Source organism: Bradyrhizobium sp. USDA 4354, from assembly GCF_054060315.1.
The window spans coordinates 1,770,298-1,787,068 of sequence record NZ_JBSSDC010000001.1 but is presented as its reverse complement, the minus strand read 5'-3'; the positions used below and the strand labels follow the sequence as shown (position 1 = coordinate 1,787,068).

20 protein-coding genes are annotated in these 16,771 nt (G+C 64.5%); 15 read left to right on the top strand and 5 right to left on the bottom strand.

The features are described 5' to 3' along the window. On the top strand, positions 1 to 702 hold the full coding sequence (locus ACVIIV_RS08415) for an SIMPL domain-containing protein (protein ID WP_456743772.1): 702 nt from the start codon (positions 1 to 3) through the stop codon (positions 700 to 702). Positions 703 to 865: 163 nt separating this feature from the next. On the opposite strand, the gene ACVIIV_RS08410 is transcribed toward ACVIIV_RS08415, so the two are convergent. Next, positions 866 to 1,930 carry an MBL fold metallo-hydrolase gene (locus ACVIIV_RS08410; protein WP_456743771.1) on the bottom strand — a complete coding sequence of 355 codons (1,065 nt, stop codon included), beginning with the start codon at positions 1,928 to 1,930 and terminating at the stop codon, positions 866 to 868. A 436-nt stretch (positions 1,931 to 2,366) separates the two neighbouring features. Here ACVIIV_RS08410 and ffh point away from each other — a divergent pair, with 436 nt between their 5' ends. From ffh to ACVIIV_RS08375, 7 genes are all read left to right on the top strand, one after another. Next, entirely contained in the window at positions 2,367 to 3,914 is a 1,548-nt protein-coding gene (gene ffh, locus ACVIIV_RS08405) for a signal recognition particle protein (RefSeq protein WP_211410663.1), read from the top strand. A 100-nt stretch (positions 3,915 to 4,014) separates the two neighbouring features. Next, positions 4,015 to 4,344, top strand: a complete 330-nt coding sequence (gene rpsP, locus ACVIIV_RS08400; RefSeq protein WP_456743770.1) for a 30S ribosomal protein S16 — start codon at positions 4,015 to 4,017, stop codon at positions 4,342 to 4,344. 9 nt (positions 4,345 to 4,353) lie between these two features. After that, positions 4,354 to 4,908, top strand: a complete 555-nt coding sequence (gene rimM, locus ACVIIV_RS08395) for a ribosome maturation factor RimM (RefSeq protein WP_456743769.1) — start codon at positions 4,354 to 4,356, stop codon at positions 4,906 to 4,908. 127 nt (positions 4,909 to 5,035) lie between these two features. Then, entirely contained in the window at positions 5,036 to 5,779 is a 744-nt protein-coding gene (trmD, locus tag ACVIIV_RS08390; RefSeq protein WP_456743768.1) for a tRNA (guanosine(37)-N1)-methyltransferase TrmD, read from the top strand. 109 nt (positions 5,780 to 5,888) lie between these two features. Then, a complete protein-coding gene (gene rplS / locus ACVIIV_RS08385; protein WP_027573014.1) occupies positions 5,889 to 6,269 on the top strand; it encodes a 50S ribosomal protein L19 in 381 nt (126 codons plus the stop codon). 325 nt (positions 6,270 to 6,594) lie between these two features. Then, the gene (gene leuC, locus ACVIIV_RS08380) at positions 6,595 to 8,001 is read left to right on the top strand and encodes a 3-isopropylmalate dehydratase large subunit (protein WP_128928924.1); all 1,407 of its coding nucleotides are present in this window, start codon (positions 6,595 to 6,597) and stop codon (positions 7,999 to 8,001) included. A gap of 95 nt (positions 8,002 to 8,096) precedes the next feature. Continuing rightward, the gene (locus tag ACVIIV_RS08375) at positions 8,097 to 8,306 is read left to right on the top strand and encodes a hypothetical protein (RefSeq protein ID WP_456743767.1); all 210 of its coding nucleotides are present in this window, start codon (positions 8,097 to 8,099) and stop codon (positions 8,304 to 8,306) included. Between the two features lie 101 nt (positions 8,307 to 8,407). Here ACVIIV_RS08375 and ACVIIV_RS08370 read toward each other — a convergent pair whose 3' ends face one another. After that, a complete protein-coding gene (locus ACVIIV_RS08370) occupies positions 8,408 to 8,983 on the bottom strand; it encodes a hypothetical protein (protein WP_456743766.1) in 576 nt (191 codons plus the stop codon). A gap of 178 nt (positions 8,984 to 9,161) precedes the next feature. Between ACVIIV_RS08370 and ACVIIV_RS08365 the strand changes: the two genes are divergently transcribed. Next, on the top strand, positions 9,162 to 9,461 hold the full coding sequence (locus ACVIIV_RS08365) for a DUF1330 domain-containing protein (protein ID WP_456743765.1): 300 nt from the start codon (positions 9,162 to 9,164) through the stop codon (positions 9,459 to 9,461). 315 nt (positions 9,462 to 9,776) lie between these two features. Here ACVIIV_RS08365 and ACVIIV_RS08360 read toward each other — a convergent pair whose 3' ends face one another. Further along, positions 9,777 to 10,058 (bottom strand): hypothetical protein, encoded by a 282-nt coding sequence (locus tag ACVIIV_RS08360; protein WP_456743764.1) that lies wholly within the window; start codon positions 10,056 to 10,058, stop codon positions 9,777 to 9,779. 156 nt (positions 10,059 to 10,214) lie between these two features. Between ACVIIV_RS08360 and ACVIIV_RS08355 the strand changes: the two genes are divergently transcribed. The 5 genes from ACVIIV_RS08355 to ACVIIV_RS08335 all read left to right on the top strand — a co-directional run bounded on the left by ACVIIV_RS08355 (position 10,215) and on the right by ACVIIV_RS08335 (position 13,872). Then, positions 10,215 to 10,613 carry a metallopeptidase family protein gene (locus ACVIIV_RS08355; RefSeq protein ID WP_456743763.1) on the top strand — a complete coding sequence of 133 codons (399 nt, stop codon included), beginning with the start codon at positions 10,215 to 10,217 and terminating at the stop codon, positions 10,611 to 10,613. An 81-nt stretch (positions 10,614 to 10,694) separates the two neighbouring features. Continuing rightward, positions 10,695 to 11,300 carry a 3-isopropylmalate dehydratase small subunit gene (gene leuD / locus ACVIIV_RS08350; protein ID WP_212376752.1) on the top strand — a complete coding sequence of 202 codons (606 nt, stop codon included), beginning with the start codon at positions 10,695 to 10,697 and terminating at the stop codon, positions 11,298 to 11,300. A gap of 139 nt (positions 11,301 to 11,439) precedes the next feature. Continuing rightward, positions 11,440 to 12,225: a hypothetical protein gene (locus tag ACVIIV_RS08345; RefSeq protein WP_456743762.1), complete on the top strand. Its 786-nt coding sequence runs from the start codon at positions 11,440 to 11,442 to the stop codon at positions 12,223 to 12,225. Positions 12,226 to 12,478: 253 nt separating this feature from the next. Next, positions 12,479 to 12,898 (top strand): DUF6455 family protein, encoded by a 420-nt coding sequence (locus ACVIIV_RS08340; protein WP_456743761.1) that lies wholly within the window; start codon positions 12,479 to 12,481, stop codon positions 12,896 to 12,898. Positions 12,899 to 13,050: 152 nt separating this feature from the next. Next, positions 13,051 to 13,872, top strand: a complete 822-nt coding sequence (locus tag ACVIIV_RS08335) for an LssY C-terminal domain-containing protein (protein WP_456743760.1) — start codon at positions 13,051 to 13,053, stop codon at positions 13,870 to 13,872. Between the two features lie 60 nt (positions 13,873 to 13,932). Here the strand turns inward: ACVIIV_RS08335 and ACVIIV_RS08330 are convergent, their stop codons facing one another. Then, entirely contained in the window at positions 13,933 to 14,814 is an 882-nt protein-coding gene (locus tag ACVIIV_RS08330) for an HpcH/HpaI aldolase/citrate lyase family protein (protein ID WP_456743759.1), read from the bottom strand. A 111-nt stretch (positions 14,815 to 14,925) separates the two neighbouring features. Between ACVIIV_RS08330 and ACVIIV_RS08325 the strand changes: the two genes are divergently transcribed. Further along, on the top strand, positions 14,926 to 15,570 hold the full coding sequence (locus ACVIIV_RS08325; protein WP_456743758.1) for a carbonic anhydrase: 645 nt from the start codon (positions 14,926 to 14,928) through the stop codon (positions 15,568 to 15,570). A 120-nt stretch (positions 15,571 to 15,690) separates the two neighbouring features. Here the strand turns inward: ACVIIV_RS08325 and ACVIIV_RS08320 are convergent, their stop codons facing one another. Beyond that, the gene (locus ACVIIV_RS08320) at positions 15,691 to 16,725 is read right to left on the bottom strand and encodes an aspartate-semialdehyde dehydrogenase (protein ID WP_456743757.1); all 1,035 of its coding nucleotides are present in this window, start codon (positions 16,723 to 16,725) and stop codon (positions 15,691 to 15,693) included. Positions 16,726 to 16,771: the final 46 nt, after the last annotated feature.

Sequence of the window (16,771 nt, the reverse complement as noted above, 5' to 3'; positions counted from 1 at the left end):
ATGAAAAAGCCTGCCGTACTTGCCGCCGTTTTCGCCACCCTGCTGACCGTCCCCGCACGCGCCGACGATTTTCCGTCCGCCATCACGGTGAGCGGCGAGGCCATGATTTCCGCAGCGCCCGATCTCGCGCACATCGATGCCGGCGTCGCCACCGACGCCAAGACCGCCAAGGAAGCCTCCGACGCCAACAACGCAGCGATGGGCAAGGTGCTGCTGGCGCTGAAGGGCGCCGGGATCGCCGAGAAGGACTACCAGACCTCGCGGCTGTCGCTGCAGCCGCAATACGGCCAGAACAAATCCACCGGCGCCTCGCCCGTGGTCGGCTTCCGCGCGAGCAACCGCGTCACCGTAAAGATCCGCGACGTGACCAAGGTGGCCGGCATCATCGACACGCTGGTCAGCGCCGGTGCCAACGATATCGGCAACATCTCGTTCGAGGTGACGCAGGCGTCCAAGCTGCTCGACGATGCGCGTGAGCAGGCAGTGGCAGACGCGCGGCGCAAGGCGGAGATCTACGCCAAGGCCACCGGAGTGACGCTGGGGGCTCCGCTCAACGTGTCCGAGGGCGGTGGCCCGGTGCCGTTGTTCAAGGGCCGCATGGCGGCAGCGCCGATGGCTGCGCCGGCCGCCGTTGCGCCCGGCGAGGAGACGCTGACGGTGACGGTGAATGTGAGCTGGGCGATCAAGGCCAAAGAGCAATAGGTCTCGTGTCCCGGACGCGCTGCAGCGTGAAACGCTGCTGCGCAGAGTCGGGACCCAGAATATTGCACGGTACGATACGGCGAGATGGGCCCCGGCTCTGCAGCGCACCGTCGAAGGGACGCTGCGCTGCGTCCGGGGCACGAAGCGGCGTGTTTGGAAAAGGTTAAATCTCCACCACCTGCCCCGGCATCATCGCCACGAATCTTTCCTGCGGAATCTTCGCCGCATCGAGCGCTTCGACCAGCGCCTTGGCTGGCGCGTCGATCGCTTCGTCCGTCAGTTGGAACGTGCCGTGGTGATGCCCGAGCGCGGCCTCGGCGCCGCAATCGGCCAGCGCCTTCACCGCGTCCTCCGGGTTCATGTGCTGGTCGCGCATGAACCAGCGCGGCTCGTAGGCACCGATCGGGAGGATCGCCAGACGCAGCTTGCCGTGCTTCTCGGCGACGCGGCGGAAATGCCGGCCATCGCCATAGCCGGAATCGCAGACGACGTAGATTTTCCCGGCGGGCGTCTCCAGCACGAAGCTCGCCCACAACGCCTTGTTGCGGTCGAACAGGCCGCGCGCGGTCCAGTGCCGGGTCGGCACCAGGTGCACGGCGACGCCTTCGCCGAGTTCGATGCGGTCGTGCCAGTCGAACGCTTCGACCTTGATCGTGGGATCGGCGCCGCGCATCGTGACGTCATTGCCGAGCGGAGTGACCACGCGCGGAGCGAAATTCTTGGTGAGCCGCGACAGCGTCGCGATATCCAGATGATCGTAGTGCCCGTGCGAGACCAGCACGACATCGATCTTCGGCAGCTTCTCAAAGGCGATGCCTGGGTCGTTGTGCCGCTTCGGTCCGGCCCAGGCGACCGGCGAGACCCGCGAGGACCAGACGGGATCGATGAGGATGTTGAGACCGCCCGCCTGGATCAGCCAGCTGGCATGCCCGACGAAGGCGAGCCGCACCTTGTCGCCATCGACCCGCTCCGGTGGCGTGTCGGCATGGGGGCTGGGGGCCCAGTCCGGCCATACGGCGCGCTGCCGCTTGCCGCCGAACTGCCAGCGCAGCACCTCACGAAGCGATTTTGGCGGCGCCCCGTCCGGATCGAAGAAGTGCAGGCCGTCGAAATGGTCGGAGGCGGGGCCGTCATAGGTCTTCATGCTGGATATCCAGAGGGAGGGGACACCGACCAGAGCACCGGCTCCGGCGAGCAGTCCGAAAAGGCGGCGACGAGTGACCGGCACGGCGGGCTTCTAGGGATAGTCGGGATGGTAAGTCATCACCGGCTATATGGGCGGGGCTGGCGAAAAAGGAACCCGTCGCCAAAAGGATCACATTTTCAGTATCTTGCCCTACCAAAGGCACGCCGGCACCCTAACTTTCCTTGACTTTTGGGTGGGAGCGGCGTTTAACCCAGCCACTTTCTCGGAAAGGCTTTCTTTTCGACCCGCCGACTGGCCCTCGAGGCCGGAGGCCAACGCCCGACAGCGCTGTGCGCCCTCGGGCGCAAAGGTGTTTGGACTTTCTTCTCCCTCGCCCCGCTCTTGCGGGGAGAGGGTCGGGGTGAGGGGCTCTCTCCGCGCGTGGTGTGCGTAGATAGTCCCGTACCCCCTCACCCGGATCGCAAGGGCGATCCGACCTCTCCCCGCAGGCGGGGAGAGGTAAAAAAGGACAACGGCATTGTTCGACAATCTGTCGGAACGGCTTGGTGGCATTCTCGATCGTCTGACGGGGCGCGGTGCGCTGACCGAAAAGGACGTCGACGCCGCGATGCGCGAGGTGCGCCGGGCGCTGCTGGAGGCCGACGTCGCGCTCGAGGTGGTGCGCAGCTTCACCGAGCGCGTGCGCGAGCAGGCGATCGGCGCCACCGTCGTCAAGTCGGTCACCCCCGGCCAGATGGTGGTCAAGATCGTCCACGACGAGCTGATCAACACACTCGGCGCCGAAGGCCAGACCATCGACGTCAATTCCGTGCCGCCGGTGCCGATCATGATGGTCGGCCTGCAGGGCTCCGGTAAGACCACCACCACCGCCAAGCTCGCCCGCCGCCTGGTCCAGCGCGACAAGCGCAAGGTGCTGATGGCCTCGCTCGACGTCTACCGCCCGGCGGCGATGGAGCAGCTGGCCGTGCTCGGCCGCGACCTCGACATTCCGACCCTGCCGATCGTGGCGGGCCAGCAGCCGCCGCAGATCGCCAAGCGCGCGCTGGAAGCCGGCAAGCTCGGCGGCTACGACATCGTGCTGCTCGACACCGCCGGCCGCACCACGCTCGACGAAGAGATGATGGCGGAGGCGGCGGCGATCAAAGCGGCGGCCAATCCGCACGAAGTGCTGCTGGTTGCGGACTCGCTCACCGGCCAGGACGCGGTGAATCTTGCGCGCTCGTTCGATCAGCGCGTCGGCCTCACCGGCATCGTGCTGACCCGCGTCGACGGCGACGGCCGCGGCGGCGCCGCGCTGTCGATGCGCGCGGTCACCGGCAAGCCGATCAAGCTGATCGGCACCGGCGAAAAGACCGATGCGCTGGAGGATTTCCACCCCGACCGTATCGCCGGCCGCATCCTCGGCATGGGCGACGTGGTCTCGCTGGTCGAACGCGCCGCCGCCAATATCGACGCCGAGAAGGCCGCGCGCACCGCCGAGCGCATGCGCAAAGGTCAGTTCGACCTCAACGACATGCGCGAGCAGCTGCTGCAGATGTCCAACATGGGCGGCATCAGCGGTCTGATGGGCATGATGCCCGGCATCTCCAAGATGAAGAACCAGATCGCCGCAGCCGGCATCGACGACAAGATCCTGAAGCGCCAGGTCGCGATCATCGATTCCATGACGCGCGACGAGCGCCGTCATCCGGACCTGCTCAAGGCCAGCCGCAAGAAGCGCATCGCGGCCGGCAGCGGCCAGAGCGTCGAGCACGTCAACAAGCTGCTGAAGATGCACCGGAACATGGCCGACGTGATGAAGGCCATGGGCTCGGGCAAGCGCGGCCCGCTCGCCGGCATCGCGCAGGCGATGGGCTTTGGCGGCGGCATGAAGATGCCCTCGCCCGAAGAGATGAAGGCGCTGCAGGAGAAGATGCAGAGCGGCGGCGGACAAGGCCTGCCGAATTTGCCGAAGGATCTGCCGCCCGGTCTTCGCAGCGGCCTGCCCAACCTTCCTGGACTGACCGGGCTGAGCGGCAAGCCGACGCTGCCGGGTCTCGGCGGTTTCCCGGGCAAGAAGAAATGAGGAATTCGTTGCACGGGACCGCATCGGTCCCGCGCGACGCGAAAATACCAATCAACCGAACAAAACGTACTTTGCAAACCGTACTTCGAAGGAGAACTGAATGTCCGTCGTTATCCGCCTCGCCCGTGCAGGCACCAAGAAGCGTCCCGTCTATCACGTCGTCGTCGCCGATTCGCGCTTTCCGCGCGACGGCCGCTTCATCGAGCGTCTCGGCTATTTCAACCCGCTGCTGCCGAAGGACAACGAGGCGCGCCTCAAGCTCGACATGGAGAAGGTGAAGGCCTGGGTCGCCAAAGGCGCGCAGCCGTCCGACCGCGTGGCGCGTTTCCTCGATGCCGCCGGCGTCAAGAAGCGCGAAGCCCGCAACAACCCGCAGAAGGCCGTGCCGCGCAAGGAGCGCAAGGCGCAGGCCGAAGCCGCCAAGGCCTAAGGCTAGATCATGTCGGCGCTGGTCTGCGTCGCGCGGATCGGCGCCGCGCATGGTGTGCGCGGTGCGGTCAAGCTGTGGACCTTCACCGAAGATCCCTTTGCCATCAGACGCTACGGTCCGCTTCTCGCCAAGGACGGCACGCGCCACTTCGAGGTCGCAACGGCGCGCGAAGCGAAAGATCATCTGGTCGCGACGTTCAAGGGCGTCACGACGCGCGATGAGGCCGAGCGCCTCAACGGCATCGAGCTCTACGTTCCGCGCGACAAGCTGCCAGCGACTGAGGCGGACGAATATTACCACACCGATCTGATCGGGCTCGCCGCCGTCACCACGGATGGCGAGCCGCTCGGCCGCGTGCTCGCGATCCATAATTTCGGCGCCGGCGACATCATCGAGATCGCGCCGCCCAAGGGCACGACGATGCTGCTGCCGTTCTCCAATGCGGTGGTGCCGGAGGTCAATGTTGCGGGCGGCCGTGTCGTGATCGAATTGCCGCAGGAGATCGAGGGCAATCGGGACGAAGACCCCTCCGCGAGTCGTCCCCGCGAACGCGGGGACCCATAACCACAGGTCGGGATTTTTCGCTAAGCTGATGGCTCCAGCCATCGCCAATCTAACAACGGTGGTTATGGGTCCCGGATCTGCGCGCGCTTGAACCGCGTTTGTCCGGGACGACGAGAACTGAGATCGAATGACCAACCCCTCACCCTGGCGCGCGACGGTGCTGACGCTGTTTCCGGAGATGTTTCCGGGACCGCTCGGCGTGAGCCTGGCTGGACGTGCATTGACGTCCGGGCTGTGGCAGCTCGAGGCGCGGGATATCCGGGCCGCCGCCACAGACCGCCACCGCAGCGTCGACGACACCCCGGCCGGCGGCGGGCCCGGCATGGTGCTGCGGGCGGACGTGCTGGCCGCGGCCATCGATGCCGCGGAAGCCAGTCCGGAACGGCCCCGCCTGCTGATGAGCCCGCGCGGTCGGCCACTGACCCAGGCCCGTGTCGTCGAGCTCGCCAAGGGCCCCGGCCCCCTGATCGTCTGCGGACGGTTCGAGGGGGTGGACCAGCGGGTGATCGACGGACGCGGTCTGGAGGAGGTCTCGATCGGCGATTACGTGCTGTCCGGGGGCGAAATCGCGGCCCTGGCCCTGATCGACGCCTGCGTCCGGCTGCTTCCGGGGGTCATGGGCAAAGAGGCCTCGGGAACCGAGGAAAGCTTTTCGGACGGGCTGCTCGAATACCCCCAATACACCCGTCCGCAGCTGTTCGAGGGGGCTCCGATCCCTGAGATCCTGACCTCCGGCGACCACGCCAAGGTCGCCAGCTGGCGGCGGGCGCAATCCGAGGCCCTGACGGCAGCCCGGCGGCCGGATTTGTGGGAAAAGGCCACGAATCGGGGGGCGGGCCAAAAAACGCCAAAAAGCAAGACAGACGGGTGACAAACGCTCCGGCTTGCCTTATAGGAGCGGCCAAATCCGCAATGGCTGGATAGACGAATTTCGCGCAGCCCCCGTTTTAAAGGCTGGGCGCGCCGATGGAGATTTACCCATGAACCTGATCAAGCAGCTCGAACAAGAGCAATTCGACAAGCTGTCCGCCGGCAAGGACATCCCCGAATTCGGTCCCGGCGACACCGTGATCGTCAACGTGAAGGTCGTCGAAGGCGACCGCACCCGCGTGCAGGCCTATGAGGGCGTCTGCATCGGCCGCTCGGGCGGCGGCCTCAACGAGAGCTTCACCGTTCGCAAGATCTCCTATGGCGAGGGCGTGGAGCGCGTGTTCCCCGTGATGTCGCCGATGATCGACTCGATCAAGGTGGTGCGCCGCGGCAAGGTGCGTCGCGCCAAGCTCTATTACCTCCGCAATCTCCGCGGCAAGTCGGCCCGCATCGTCGAGAAGCAGGACCGCGCTGCTGCCGTCGGCGAGTAAGCTTCGCCACCAGGCAAGTCTTTCAAAAGCGCGGGGCTCGGCTCCGCGCTTTTTTGTTGCGTCTGCCGTGCGCTTCAAAGCTCTCGCGCTTCCAATTCGGCCTGCTATATATTCCTAGAATGTTTCCAGATCTGACCAGCTTCGCCCCCGTCAAGCGCATCGTCATCGACGATCGCTCGCGGCTGCCTGGCCGGTTCTTCGGACGCTTCGCGACCTCGGCAACGTCAGAGCTTATTCGCGCAGCCTGAAAAGCTGCGCTGACGATTTTGTTGCCCGCGCGCCAAGCGCGCATTCCGCTTACACACATTCTTCGGAGCTTAAGCTCATGTCCAAGCCCACCACCCTGTACGACAAGATCTGGAACGACCATCTGGTGCACGAAGCCGAGGACGGCACCTGCCTGCTCTACATCGATCGTCACCTGGTGCACGAGGTGACCTCGCCGCAGGCGTTCGAAGGTCTGCGTGCAACGGGACGCAAGGTTCATGCGCCCGAGAAGACGCTCGCCGTCGTCGACCACAACGTGCCGACCACCGACCGCACCAAGCCGAATCCCGACCCTGAGAGCATCGAGCAGATCAAGGCGCTGGCCGAGAACGCCAAGGAATTCGGCATCGAATATTACAACGAGTTCGACAAGCGCCAGGGCATCGTCCACGTCATCGGCCCCGAGCAGGGCTTCACCCTGCCGGGCACCACCATCGTCTGCGGTGACAGCCACACCTCGACGCATGGCGCGTTCGGTGCGCTCGCGCACGGCATCGGCACGTCGGAAGTCGAGCACGTGCTGGCGACGCAGACGCTGATCCAGAAGAAGGCCAAGAACATGCGCGTCACCGTCGACGGCAAATTGCCTGATGGCGTGACCGGCAAGGATATTATTCTGGCCATCATCGGCGAGATCGGCACCGCGGGCGGCACCGGTTACGTGCTGGAATATGCGGGCGACGCGATCCGTGCGCTCTCGATGGAAGGCCGCATGACGGTCTGCAACATGTCGATCGAGGGCGGTGCGCGCGCCGGCCTGGTTGCGCCCGACCAGAAGGCCTACGACTTCCTGCGCGACCGTCCGAAGGCGCCGAAAGGCGCGGCCTGGGATGCGGCCATGCGCTATTGGGAGAAGCTGCGCTCCGACGAAGGCGCGCATTTCGACCACGAGCTGCGCCTCGATGCGGCCAAGCTGCCGCCGATCGTGACCTGGGGCACCTCGCCCGAGGATGTGATCTCGGTCACCGGCATCGTGCCCGACCCCGACAAGATCGCGGACGAGGCCAAGCGCATCTCCAAGCACCGCGCGCTGAAATACATGGGCCTGACCGCGGGGACGAAGATCACCGACATCAAGCTCGACCGCGTCTTCATCGGCTCCTGCACCAACGGCCGCATCGAGGACTTACGTGCCGCAGCGAAGATTGCTGAAGGCAAGACCGTGTCAGCGAACGTCAACGCCATGGTCGTGCCGGGCTCCGGCATCGTGAAGGAGCAGGCGGAAGCCGAGGGTCTCGACAAGATCTTCATCAAGGCCGGCTTCGAATGGCGTGAGCCGGGCTGCTCGATGTGCCTTGCCATGAACCCGGACAAGCTGAAGCCGGAAGAGCGCTGCGCCTCGACCTCGAACCGCAATTTCGAGGGCCGCCAGGGTTTTAAGGGCCGCACGCATCTGGTGTCGCCGGCAATGGCGGCGGCGGCGGCGATCGCAGGTCACTTCGTCGACGTCAGGGACTGGCGCTAAGCCGGTTCCTGCAATTGTAGCGATCGCGGCAAAGCGCCGTTAAGCCGCGTCGCCGACATTCTCGTCCTCGCGACATCTTCGCGAGGACGCGCGCCATGGCCAACAAGCCGGAATATGTCGATCTGATCAGCGAGGCCACGCGCCAGCACCGGCGGCGCGCGACGCCGCTGCGCATTGTCGCCAAGCCGGAGGTCGAGGAGACCTTGAAGCTCAGCCGCTGGCCGCCGGCGATGTTCCGGCAGTGGAAGGTTGAGAACCTGATGCGGTGGAAAGCTTCGTCGTGGAAGCTGAGGGATTGGCTGTAGGCCACGCTGTCATTCCGGAGCGCCCGAAGGGCGAATCCGGAATCTCGAGATTCCGGGTCTGGCGCTTGCGCGCCATCCCGGAATGACGGTGCTCACTCACATCACCAATAATACCGGTACGGATAGTGCCAGCGGGGCCAGCGGCAGACGCGGCGCGGACCGTAATAGGTCCAAATGATCCGGCAGCGGCGCGGATAGTGGTAGTAGGGATAATAGCCGCCAACATAATAGCGGCGATGGAAGTGACGATAGCCGTAGTGGGGACGATGATGGCCCCAGTGACGGTGGTAGCCGCCATATCCGCCATAGCGAAAGCCGCCATAGCGATAGCCGCCGACATGTCTGTGGTGGAAGGCCGGCGCGGCGCGGAAGCCGCCGATATGGCCGCCGCGAAATCCACCGCCGCGGAAACCTCCGATGTGTCCTCCGCCATGGAAGCCACCGCCGCGGAAACCTCCGCCGTGGAAGCCGCCACCATGTCCGCCGTGCCCGCCGCCGTGACGAATCTGCGTGACGAGATCGTCGGCCGCAGCCTTCGTCGCGGGTGACGTCGCCGGATTGATCAAGGTCAGCGCTTCAGCGCGACGCGCGGTGCCGGCTGACAGCATCAGCGTTGCGGCGGCCGCGATCCCGAGCAAGCGCATCGGGCTTGTCCCGAGGCCCAACATCCTCAGCATGGAATCCTCCCTGAATCTGGACAGCAGAGTTGCGGCGCGACGTCTCGGCCGCGCCATTGCTGTTCAATTACAGTCGCTCCCAAGATTAAATTGCGGACACCGATGTGAACGCGCCATGAATGAACGACACTGGGCTCCGCGATGCGACGCAGTGCCGCTATGGGAAGGAATTTTGCAGATGACTGTCTACGCCATTGCGCAATTGAAGATGACGGACCGCGCGGCCTATGACCGCTACCAGGCGCGGTTCTTCGACGTGTTCAAGAAGCACAATGGACGGCTGCTCGCCGCCGACGAACATCCGCGCGTGCTCGAAGGCGCATGGCCGCATGACAAGCTTGTCATGATGTCGTTTCCCGACGAGGCCGCGTTCCTCTCCTTCTCGAACTCGCCCGACTACGAAGAGATCTCGCGTGATCGCAAAGCCGGCGCGCAGGCCACCGTGCTGCTGGTCAGGGGATTTGCGCCCGCGGGCTAACGCGTCCAGAACGGCCCGTAGCTGAACACGAATGGTGCCGGCACGCCGTAAGGATAGGGACGGTAGGTGACCGGCCGCGCGTAATAACGTGGATCACGGCGCGCAGCAGGCCGAACAATGTCATGGGTTCGCGCGTGTCGTCGCACATCGAAAACCGCGATCCCTGCCGACGCCTCCGGTATCGTCGCCCCATGCGCCGCGGAAGCGCAAGGCAGGCCGGCGGCAAGCGCGACGGCAACAGCTAGTGCAATCCATCTCGCCATCACGACCCTCACGAGGCCACCGCACTGTTCGCGAGCGCGGGCATTGAACAGGTCAGCCCCGGCGCCAGTAGCAGCTGACGCGCGGCACGATCACCGTGCCGCTCAGCCTGTACTCCTGCACATAGGTGGCGTTGCAGACGCGGAGGGCGTCGGGACCGGGATTGTAGCGGGGATAGACGCCATCCGGGCTGTAATAGGGCGTGACGCGCAGGCGCGCCGGCGGCCGCTTGCGCGGCGGGGGGACATCGTCCGGCGAGACCAATTGGGCCATCCGGATTCCGGAACTGGCGGTCTGCGCCTCGGCACCGACGCAAAACTGCGAAAACAACCCCATGCACAGTAGAGTCAGCGCTGTTTTCGCTCGCATTTTTCCGCCCACCTGAAACGTCCCATTGACGGCCCCACGCTCCCCGTTTTGCCGGCGCCCGTCAACCTCGCCGCGCTTATAATGCGGGATGCATCGCCGCGGAACCCGCGGTATGAGGGTCTCATGTGGACGGAATTGAAAGCGCCTTCGCTGGCCGAGATGGAAGCGATGGCTCACGACGTGTTCGAGCGCCTGCCGGCGGAATTTCGCAAGCTCTGCGAGGGCGTGATTGTCCGCGTCGACGACTTCCCGACCGAGGAGGTGCTCGACGAGATGGACTGCGAGAGCGAGTTCGACCTGCTCGGCCTGTTCCAAGGCGTCGGCCTGCCGCAGCAGAGTTTTGGCGACGTGGCGCGGCTGCCCAACATGGTCTGGCTCTACCGCCGGCCGATCCTGGATTACTGGGCCGAGCACGACGAGAGCCTCGGCCATATCGTCCGCCACGTCTTGATCCACGAGATCGGCCACCATTTTGGTCTGTCGGACGACGATATGGCGGCGATTGAGGCTAAGGCAGACTAGATCTGCCCAATTCGGCCTAGGATTCCCGCCCCGATCGCGATAAACACCTGTTCCCCTAGACCCATCCGGGAAAGCGCAACCATGGACAAGTTCACCACGCTGGAAGGCGTCGCGGCGCCGCTGAAGATCATCAATGTCGACACCGACATGATCATTCCGAAGCAGTACCTGAAGACCATCAAGCGCACCGGCCTTGGCAAGGGGCTCTTCTCCGAGCAGCGCTACAAGGACGATGGCAGCGAGAACCCGGATTTCGTCCTCAACCAGCCCGCCTATCGCAATGCGAAGGTGCTGGTTGCCGGCGACAATTTCGGCTGCGGCTCGAGCCGCGAGCACGCGCCGTGGGCCCTGCTCGACTTCGGCATCCGCTGCGTGATCTCGACCTCGTTCGGCGACATCTTCTACAACAACTGCTTCAAGAACGGCATTCTGCCGATCCGCGTTGCCCAAGAAGACCTCGACAAGCTGTTCGACGACGCCGAGCGCGGCGCCAACGCGACGCTGACGATCGACCTGCCGAACCAGGAGATCCGCGGTCCCGACGGCGGCAAGGTCAAGTTCGAGATCGATCCGTTCCGCAAGCACTGCCTGATCAACGGCCTCGACGACATCGGTCTCACCATGGAGAAGAAGGCCTCGATCGACTCCTATGAGGACAAGCTCAAGCGCGAACGCGCCTGGGCCTGAGATCACTCTCCGCTTCGAGCCCCGGTGCCACCTGCGCCGGGGCTTTTTCTTTGTTCTGACTATCGCTTTATATTTTTGAGCATGATCCTCTCGGAAAACCGCTGCACACTTTTCCGGATCATGCTCTAAGCTTCCGCGCATGCTCCCCGAGATCGTCACCTTCTGGCACGGCCCGATGGATGCGCTGCGCCAGACCTGTCTGCGCTCGCAGCTCGCGGCCGGCCACCAGGTCACGGTCTACAGCTTCGACCCCATTCCCGGCCTGCCCGCGGGAATCGCGAATGCCGAGGCCGAAGCGATCCTGCCGCACGCCTTCTCGGAACGCTTGCGGCCGCCGCAGCCTGACGGCAGCTGGCGCGACTGGACCACGTTGCAGTTCAGCGACTTCTTCCGCATGAAGCTGATGGCGAAGAATCTCGGCCTCTGGCTCGATGCCGACGTGCTGCTCTTGAAGCCCGTCGAGATCGATCCGGCAAAGCCGTATTTCGCCTGGGAGCGGCCGCGCCAGCTCGGCAATTCCGTGCTCTATTTGCCGGCTGAGCACGGCATCGTTGCCGCCTTCGAGGAGCTGATGGAGCAGGAGGAGCTGACGCCGAACTGGCTATCGCTGCGCCATCGCATCACCTTCATGGTGCGCCGCCTGCGCGGCGGCTCGAACCGCCTCTCGGACATTCGCGTCGCGATCTATGGCCCTGCCGCGCTCACCGCGCTGGCGCGCCGCACCGGCGAGCTGCAGAACGCATTGCCGAAGCAGTCGTTCTACGCGGTGCATGCCGAACCAAAACTGTTCTTCGATCCCTCGAGCTATCTCGGTCTCGTCACCGATCCCGAGATCATCGGCCTGCACATCTCGCCCAAGGGCCGCGGCGGCGAGAAGCCGATTCCCGGCAGCCTGTATGCCTGGGCGGCGGAAAGGTTTGCGTAGCTCTCGTGCCCCGGATGCAGCGCAGCGCTTCTTCAGCGCTGCGCTGCTAAGCCGGGGCCCAGCGATGCCGAAAGATGGATCCCGGCTCTGCGCAGCAGCGTACCGGACGATGCTTCGCATCGCCGGGAACGCTGCAGCGCGTCCGGGACACGAAAGCGATTTCCTTGCCCTCTTCCTGTTTGATCCAGCGCAACGCGCCCCTGCATCATTGTGCTTAATTCGCTCCAATTCCGCCGTCCGAATGGAGCTTTCCATGAGCACCGCAACCAGGCCCTATCCCATCGTCCAGGATCTCATCGAGTCCTTCGCGAACTGGCTGAAGCACCGCCGCGAGATCAACGAGATGCGGCAGCTCGATCGCGCCGATTTCGACCGGATCGCCAGCGACCTCAGGATCGCCCCCGACGATCTCGAGGAGCTGGTCCGTCACGGCCGGCACGCCGCCGATGAGTTGCCGAAGATGCTGGAGCAGCTCGGCATCAACGCAGAAGGCCTCGGCCGCGCACAGCCGCTGCTGCTGCGCGACATGGAGCGGGTCTGCTCGCTCTGCAATCACAAGGGACAGTGCGACCGCGATCTCACTGAGGGCACCGCCGCGGAGAACTATCACGGCTACTGTGCCAATGCCGCGACGCTGGAATCGCTCGACCGCGCCGACCTCGCGCCGCGCTGAGTCGCGGGCACTCGACCGACGAATGAGGTTTTCGGGGAGAACGGGCCGTCGGCCTGGCGCACGCCCGTGCGGGCGCAAACCTCGCACCGGACGTTGTAAGGGACTATGCTGGATAGGTATGGTGTCGCGTATACTGGCTCGAACGATACCGCATGACCAATTCCGCGAAGACCGGGACGAGGAAGCGACGGTGGCCTGTCGTGCTGGCCTTTGGTGTGCTCGTCTATCTAGCCCTCGCATATGTTCTGGTTCCTACCCTGTGGATTCACCACGAACACGAAGCAGGGCTCGCTTCTTTGCCGATGCTCACCAGGACATCGGACGATATCCCTGGTGACCCTCTAAACGTTGGACTTGTTGGCGATGGCGAAGATGTCGTCCGCGCCATGAATGCGGCCGGATGGTTTGCGGCCGACGCCGTGACGCTGCGATCGAGCATCGAGATCGTCGGAAGCGTGGTACTGGATCGGCCGTATCGCGACGCACCTGTCAGCCCGCTCTACTATCTGGGAAAGAAGGAGCAATACGCGTTCGAGAAGCCTGCAGGGAATAGTGCAGATCGGCGGAATCACGTTCGGTTCTGGAAGGCTCTCGAAAAGGGTGATGACGGTCGACCAGTCTGGCTCGGTTCGGCAACTTTCGACCGAGGCGTCGGGCTGAGCCACGATACGGGACAGGTCACCCATCACATCGCGGCCAACATTGATGCCGAGCGGGATCTCTTGATGGCCGACTTGCGAGCGGCCCGCGTCGTCAGCAATTTCTTTCAGATCTCCGGCGTAGGCCCGACCATGTTCGGCCGAAACGGTGGCGGCGACCCCTACCATACGGATGGCGAGATTCACGTCGCCGTCTTGGTGGTGGGAGCGGCGAGCGGACCTGCCGATCCGCCGACCATTCCGCCGCCCCCATTCATTGCTCTCAAAGATGCCATATGGCACCGCATCGCCCGCCAAGTCGAAACGACGCCCTAGCTCTTTGCTCATTCCTGCAGGCGCTTCCGTATCGTACGCGCCGGCGCGTTACAAACACCCTCAGCCCTTCCCCATCGCCGCGATCGCGTCCGCGATCTCGATCGTGCGGCGGGCCATGTCGGCGTGCAGGCGCTCCACCATGGCGCCGTCGAGGCGGATCGCGCCGCGCGAGGCGTTCTCCGGCAATTCGAACGCCGCGATGATCTTTCGGGCGCGCGCGACTTCCTCTTCAGGCGGCGTGAAGATCGCGTTGCAGGCGTCGATCTGGGAGGGGTGGATCAGCGTCTTGCCGTCGAAGCCGAGATCGCGGCCTTGCGCGCATTCGGTGGCGAAACCATCGGAATTGGCGATGTCGCTATAGGGGCCGTCGAGGATTTCGAGGCCGTGAGCGCGCGTCGCCAGGATGCAGTGGGTGATCATCGGGATCATCGCGGCGCGGCCCGGCAGCATCCTGATCCGCGTCTCGCGCGAGATGTCGTTCGGGCCGAACACGAAACCGGAGAGGCGGCTCGATGGATCGCGGCCGGCGGCGGCCAGTTCCTCGGCATGCAGCACGGCGCGCGCGGTCTCGATCATGGCCCAGACCTTCACGGTCGGCGCCGCGCCAAGCTCGGCCAGCTTCCGGCCGATCGCATCGAGATCTTCGATGCTTGAAACTTTTGGAACCAGAATGCCGTCCGGCGAGGCCTTGGCGGCCATCGCCACGTCATCGGCCCACCAGGACGTGTCGAGCCCGTTGGTGCGGATCAGGATCTCGCGTTTGCCAAAGCTCCTGGCCGCGATGGCGGCGGCGATGCCGTCGCGGGCCACCGCCTTGGCCTCGGGGGCGACGGAGTCTTCCAGATCGAGGATCAGGCCGTCGGCGGCCAGATTCCGCGCCTTTTCCAGCGCGCGGGGGTTGGAGCCGGGCATGAACAGATGACTGCGGCGCGGGCGGGTCATGCGATCGTTCCTTCCTGTTTCCTCGTCTGCCTTCTGACCGAAGCCGATAGCATCTGGCCTGCTCATTCGAAAGGCTTGTTCGCTCCCGGGCTCTATGGTTAGGCATAGGCCATGACGACATTCCCGAAGCATTTGCTGGAAGGCTACAAGGCCTTCGCCACCCAGCGGCTGCCGACCGAGCAGAACCGCTACCGCGAGCTATCGGTGAAGGGGCAGTCGCCGGAAGTGATGGTGATCGGCTGCTGCGATTCCCGCGTTTCACCCGAGGTGATCTTCGACGTCGGCCCGGGCGAGCTCTTCGTGGTCCGCAACATCGCCAATCTGGTGCCGACCTATCAGCCCGACGAGAACGCACATGGCGTCTCGGCCGCGCTGGAATATGCGGTGACCGTGCTGAAGGTGAAGCACATCGTGGTGCTCGGCCACGCACAATGCGGCGGCATCCGCGCCTTCGTCGACAAGATCGAACCGCTGACGCCCGGCGACTTCATCGGCAAATGGATGCAGATGTTCATCAAGCCCGGCGAAGTGGTCGAGCAGCGCGATCACGAGACCATGGCGCAGTTCGTCGAGCGCATCGAGAAGGCCGCGGTGTTCCGCAGCCTGGAAAACCTGATGACCTTCCCGTTCGTGCGCAAAGCCGTCGAGAGCGGCCAGATGCAGACCCACGGCGCCTATTTCGGCGTCGCGGAGGGATCGCTGTTCGTGCTGGACAAGACGACGAAGGAATTCAAGAACGCGCGGGGCGTGGCGTAGGCCACCGCTCTCGTAGGGTGGGCAAAGCGAAGCGTGCCCACCACTTCTATCGCAAGCTTGGAGAGATGGTGGGCACGGCGCGCGACGAGCGCGCCTTTGCCCACCCTACGGTAGTTCGCCTTACGCCGCCTTCTTCTTCGCGGTGATCAGCTTGCGGTTGATCAGCACTTCGGCGATCTGGATGGCGTTGAGCGCGGCGCCCTTGCGCAAATTGTCGGACACGCACCACAGCACGAGACCGTTCTCCACCGTCGCGTCCTCGCGGATGCGGCTGATGTAAGTCGCGTCCTCGCCGGCCGCTTCATACGGCGTCGCGTAGCCGCCGGGCTCTTGCTTGTCGATGACGAGGCAACCTGGCGCCTTGCGCAGGATCTCGCGGGCGTCGTCCGCGGTGATCGGATTCTCGAACTCGATGTTGACGGCCTCGGAGTGGCCGACGAAGACAGGCACGCGCACGCAGGTCGCGGAGAGCTTGATCTTGGGATCAAGGATCTTCTTGGTCTCCGCCATCATCTTCCACTCTTCCTTGGTGTAGCCGTCCTCCATGAAGACGTCGATGTGGGGAATGACGTTGAAGGCGATGCGCTTGGGGAATTTCTTCGCGACCAGCTCGTCATTGGTGTAGACGGCCTTGGTCTGCGAGAACAACTCGTCCATCGCGTCCTTGCCGGCGCCCGAGACCGATTGATAGGTCGAGACCACGACGCGCTTGATCGTCGCCTTGTCGTGCAGCGGCTTGAGCGCGACCACGAGCTGCGCGGTCGAGCAGTTCGGGTTGGCGATGATGTTCTTCTTCTTGAAGCCTTCGGTCGCGCCCGCGTTCACCTCGGGCACGATCAGCGGCACGTCCGGGTCCATGCGCCAGGCCGAGGAATTGTCGATCACCACAGTGCCGGCGGCGCCGATTTTCGGCGACCATTCCTTCGACACCGACCCGCCCGCCGACATCAGGCAGATATCGACGTCGGAGAAGTCGTAATGCTCGAGCGCTTTGACCTTCAGGGTGCGGTCGCCATAGGACACCTCGACGCCGACGCTGCGGCGCGACGCCAGGGCCACGACCTCGTCCGCGGGGAATTTGCGCTCGTCCAGGATGTTGAGCATTTCCCGACCGACATTGCCGGTCGCGCCGACGACTGCGACTTTGTAACCCATCGTTCACTCTCCGATGAAAAAGCCCGTTCCTGAAGCTGACGCTTAA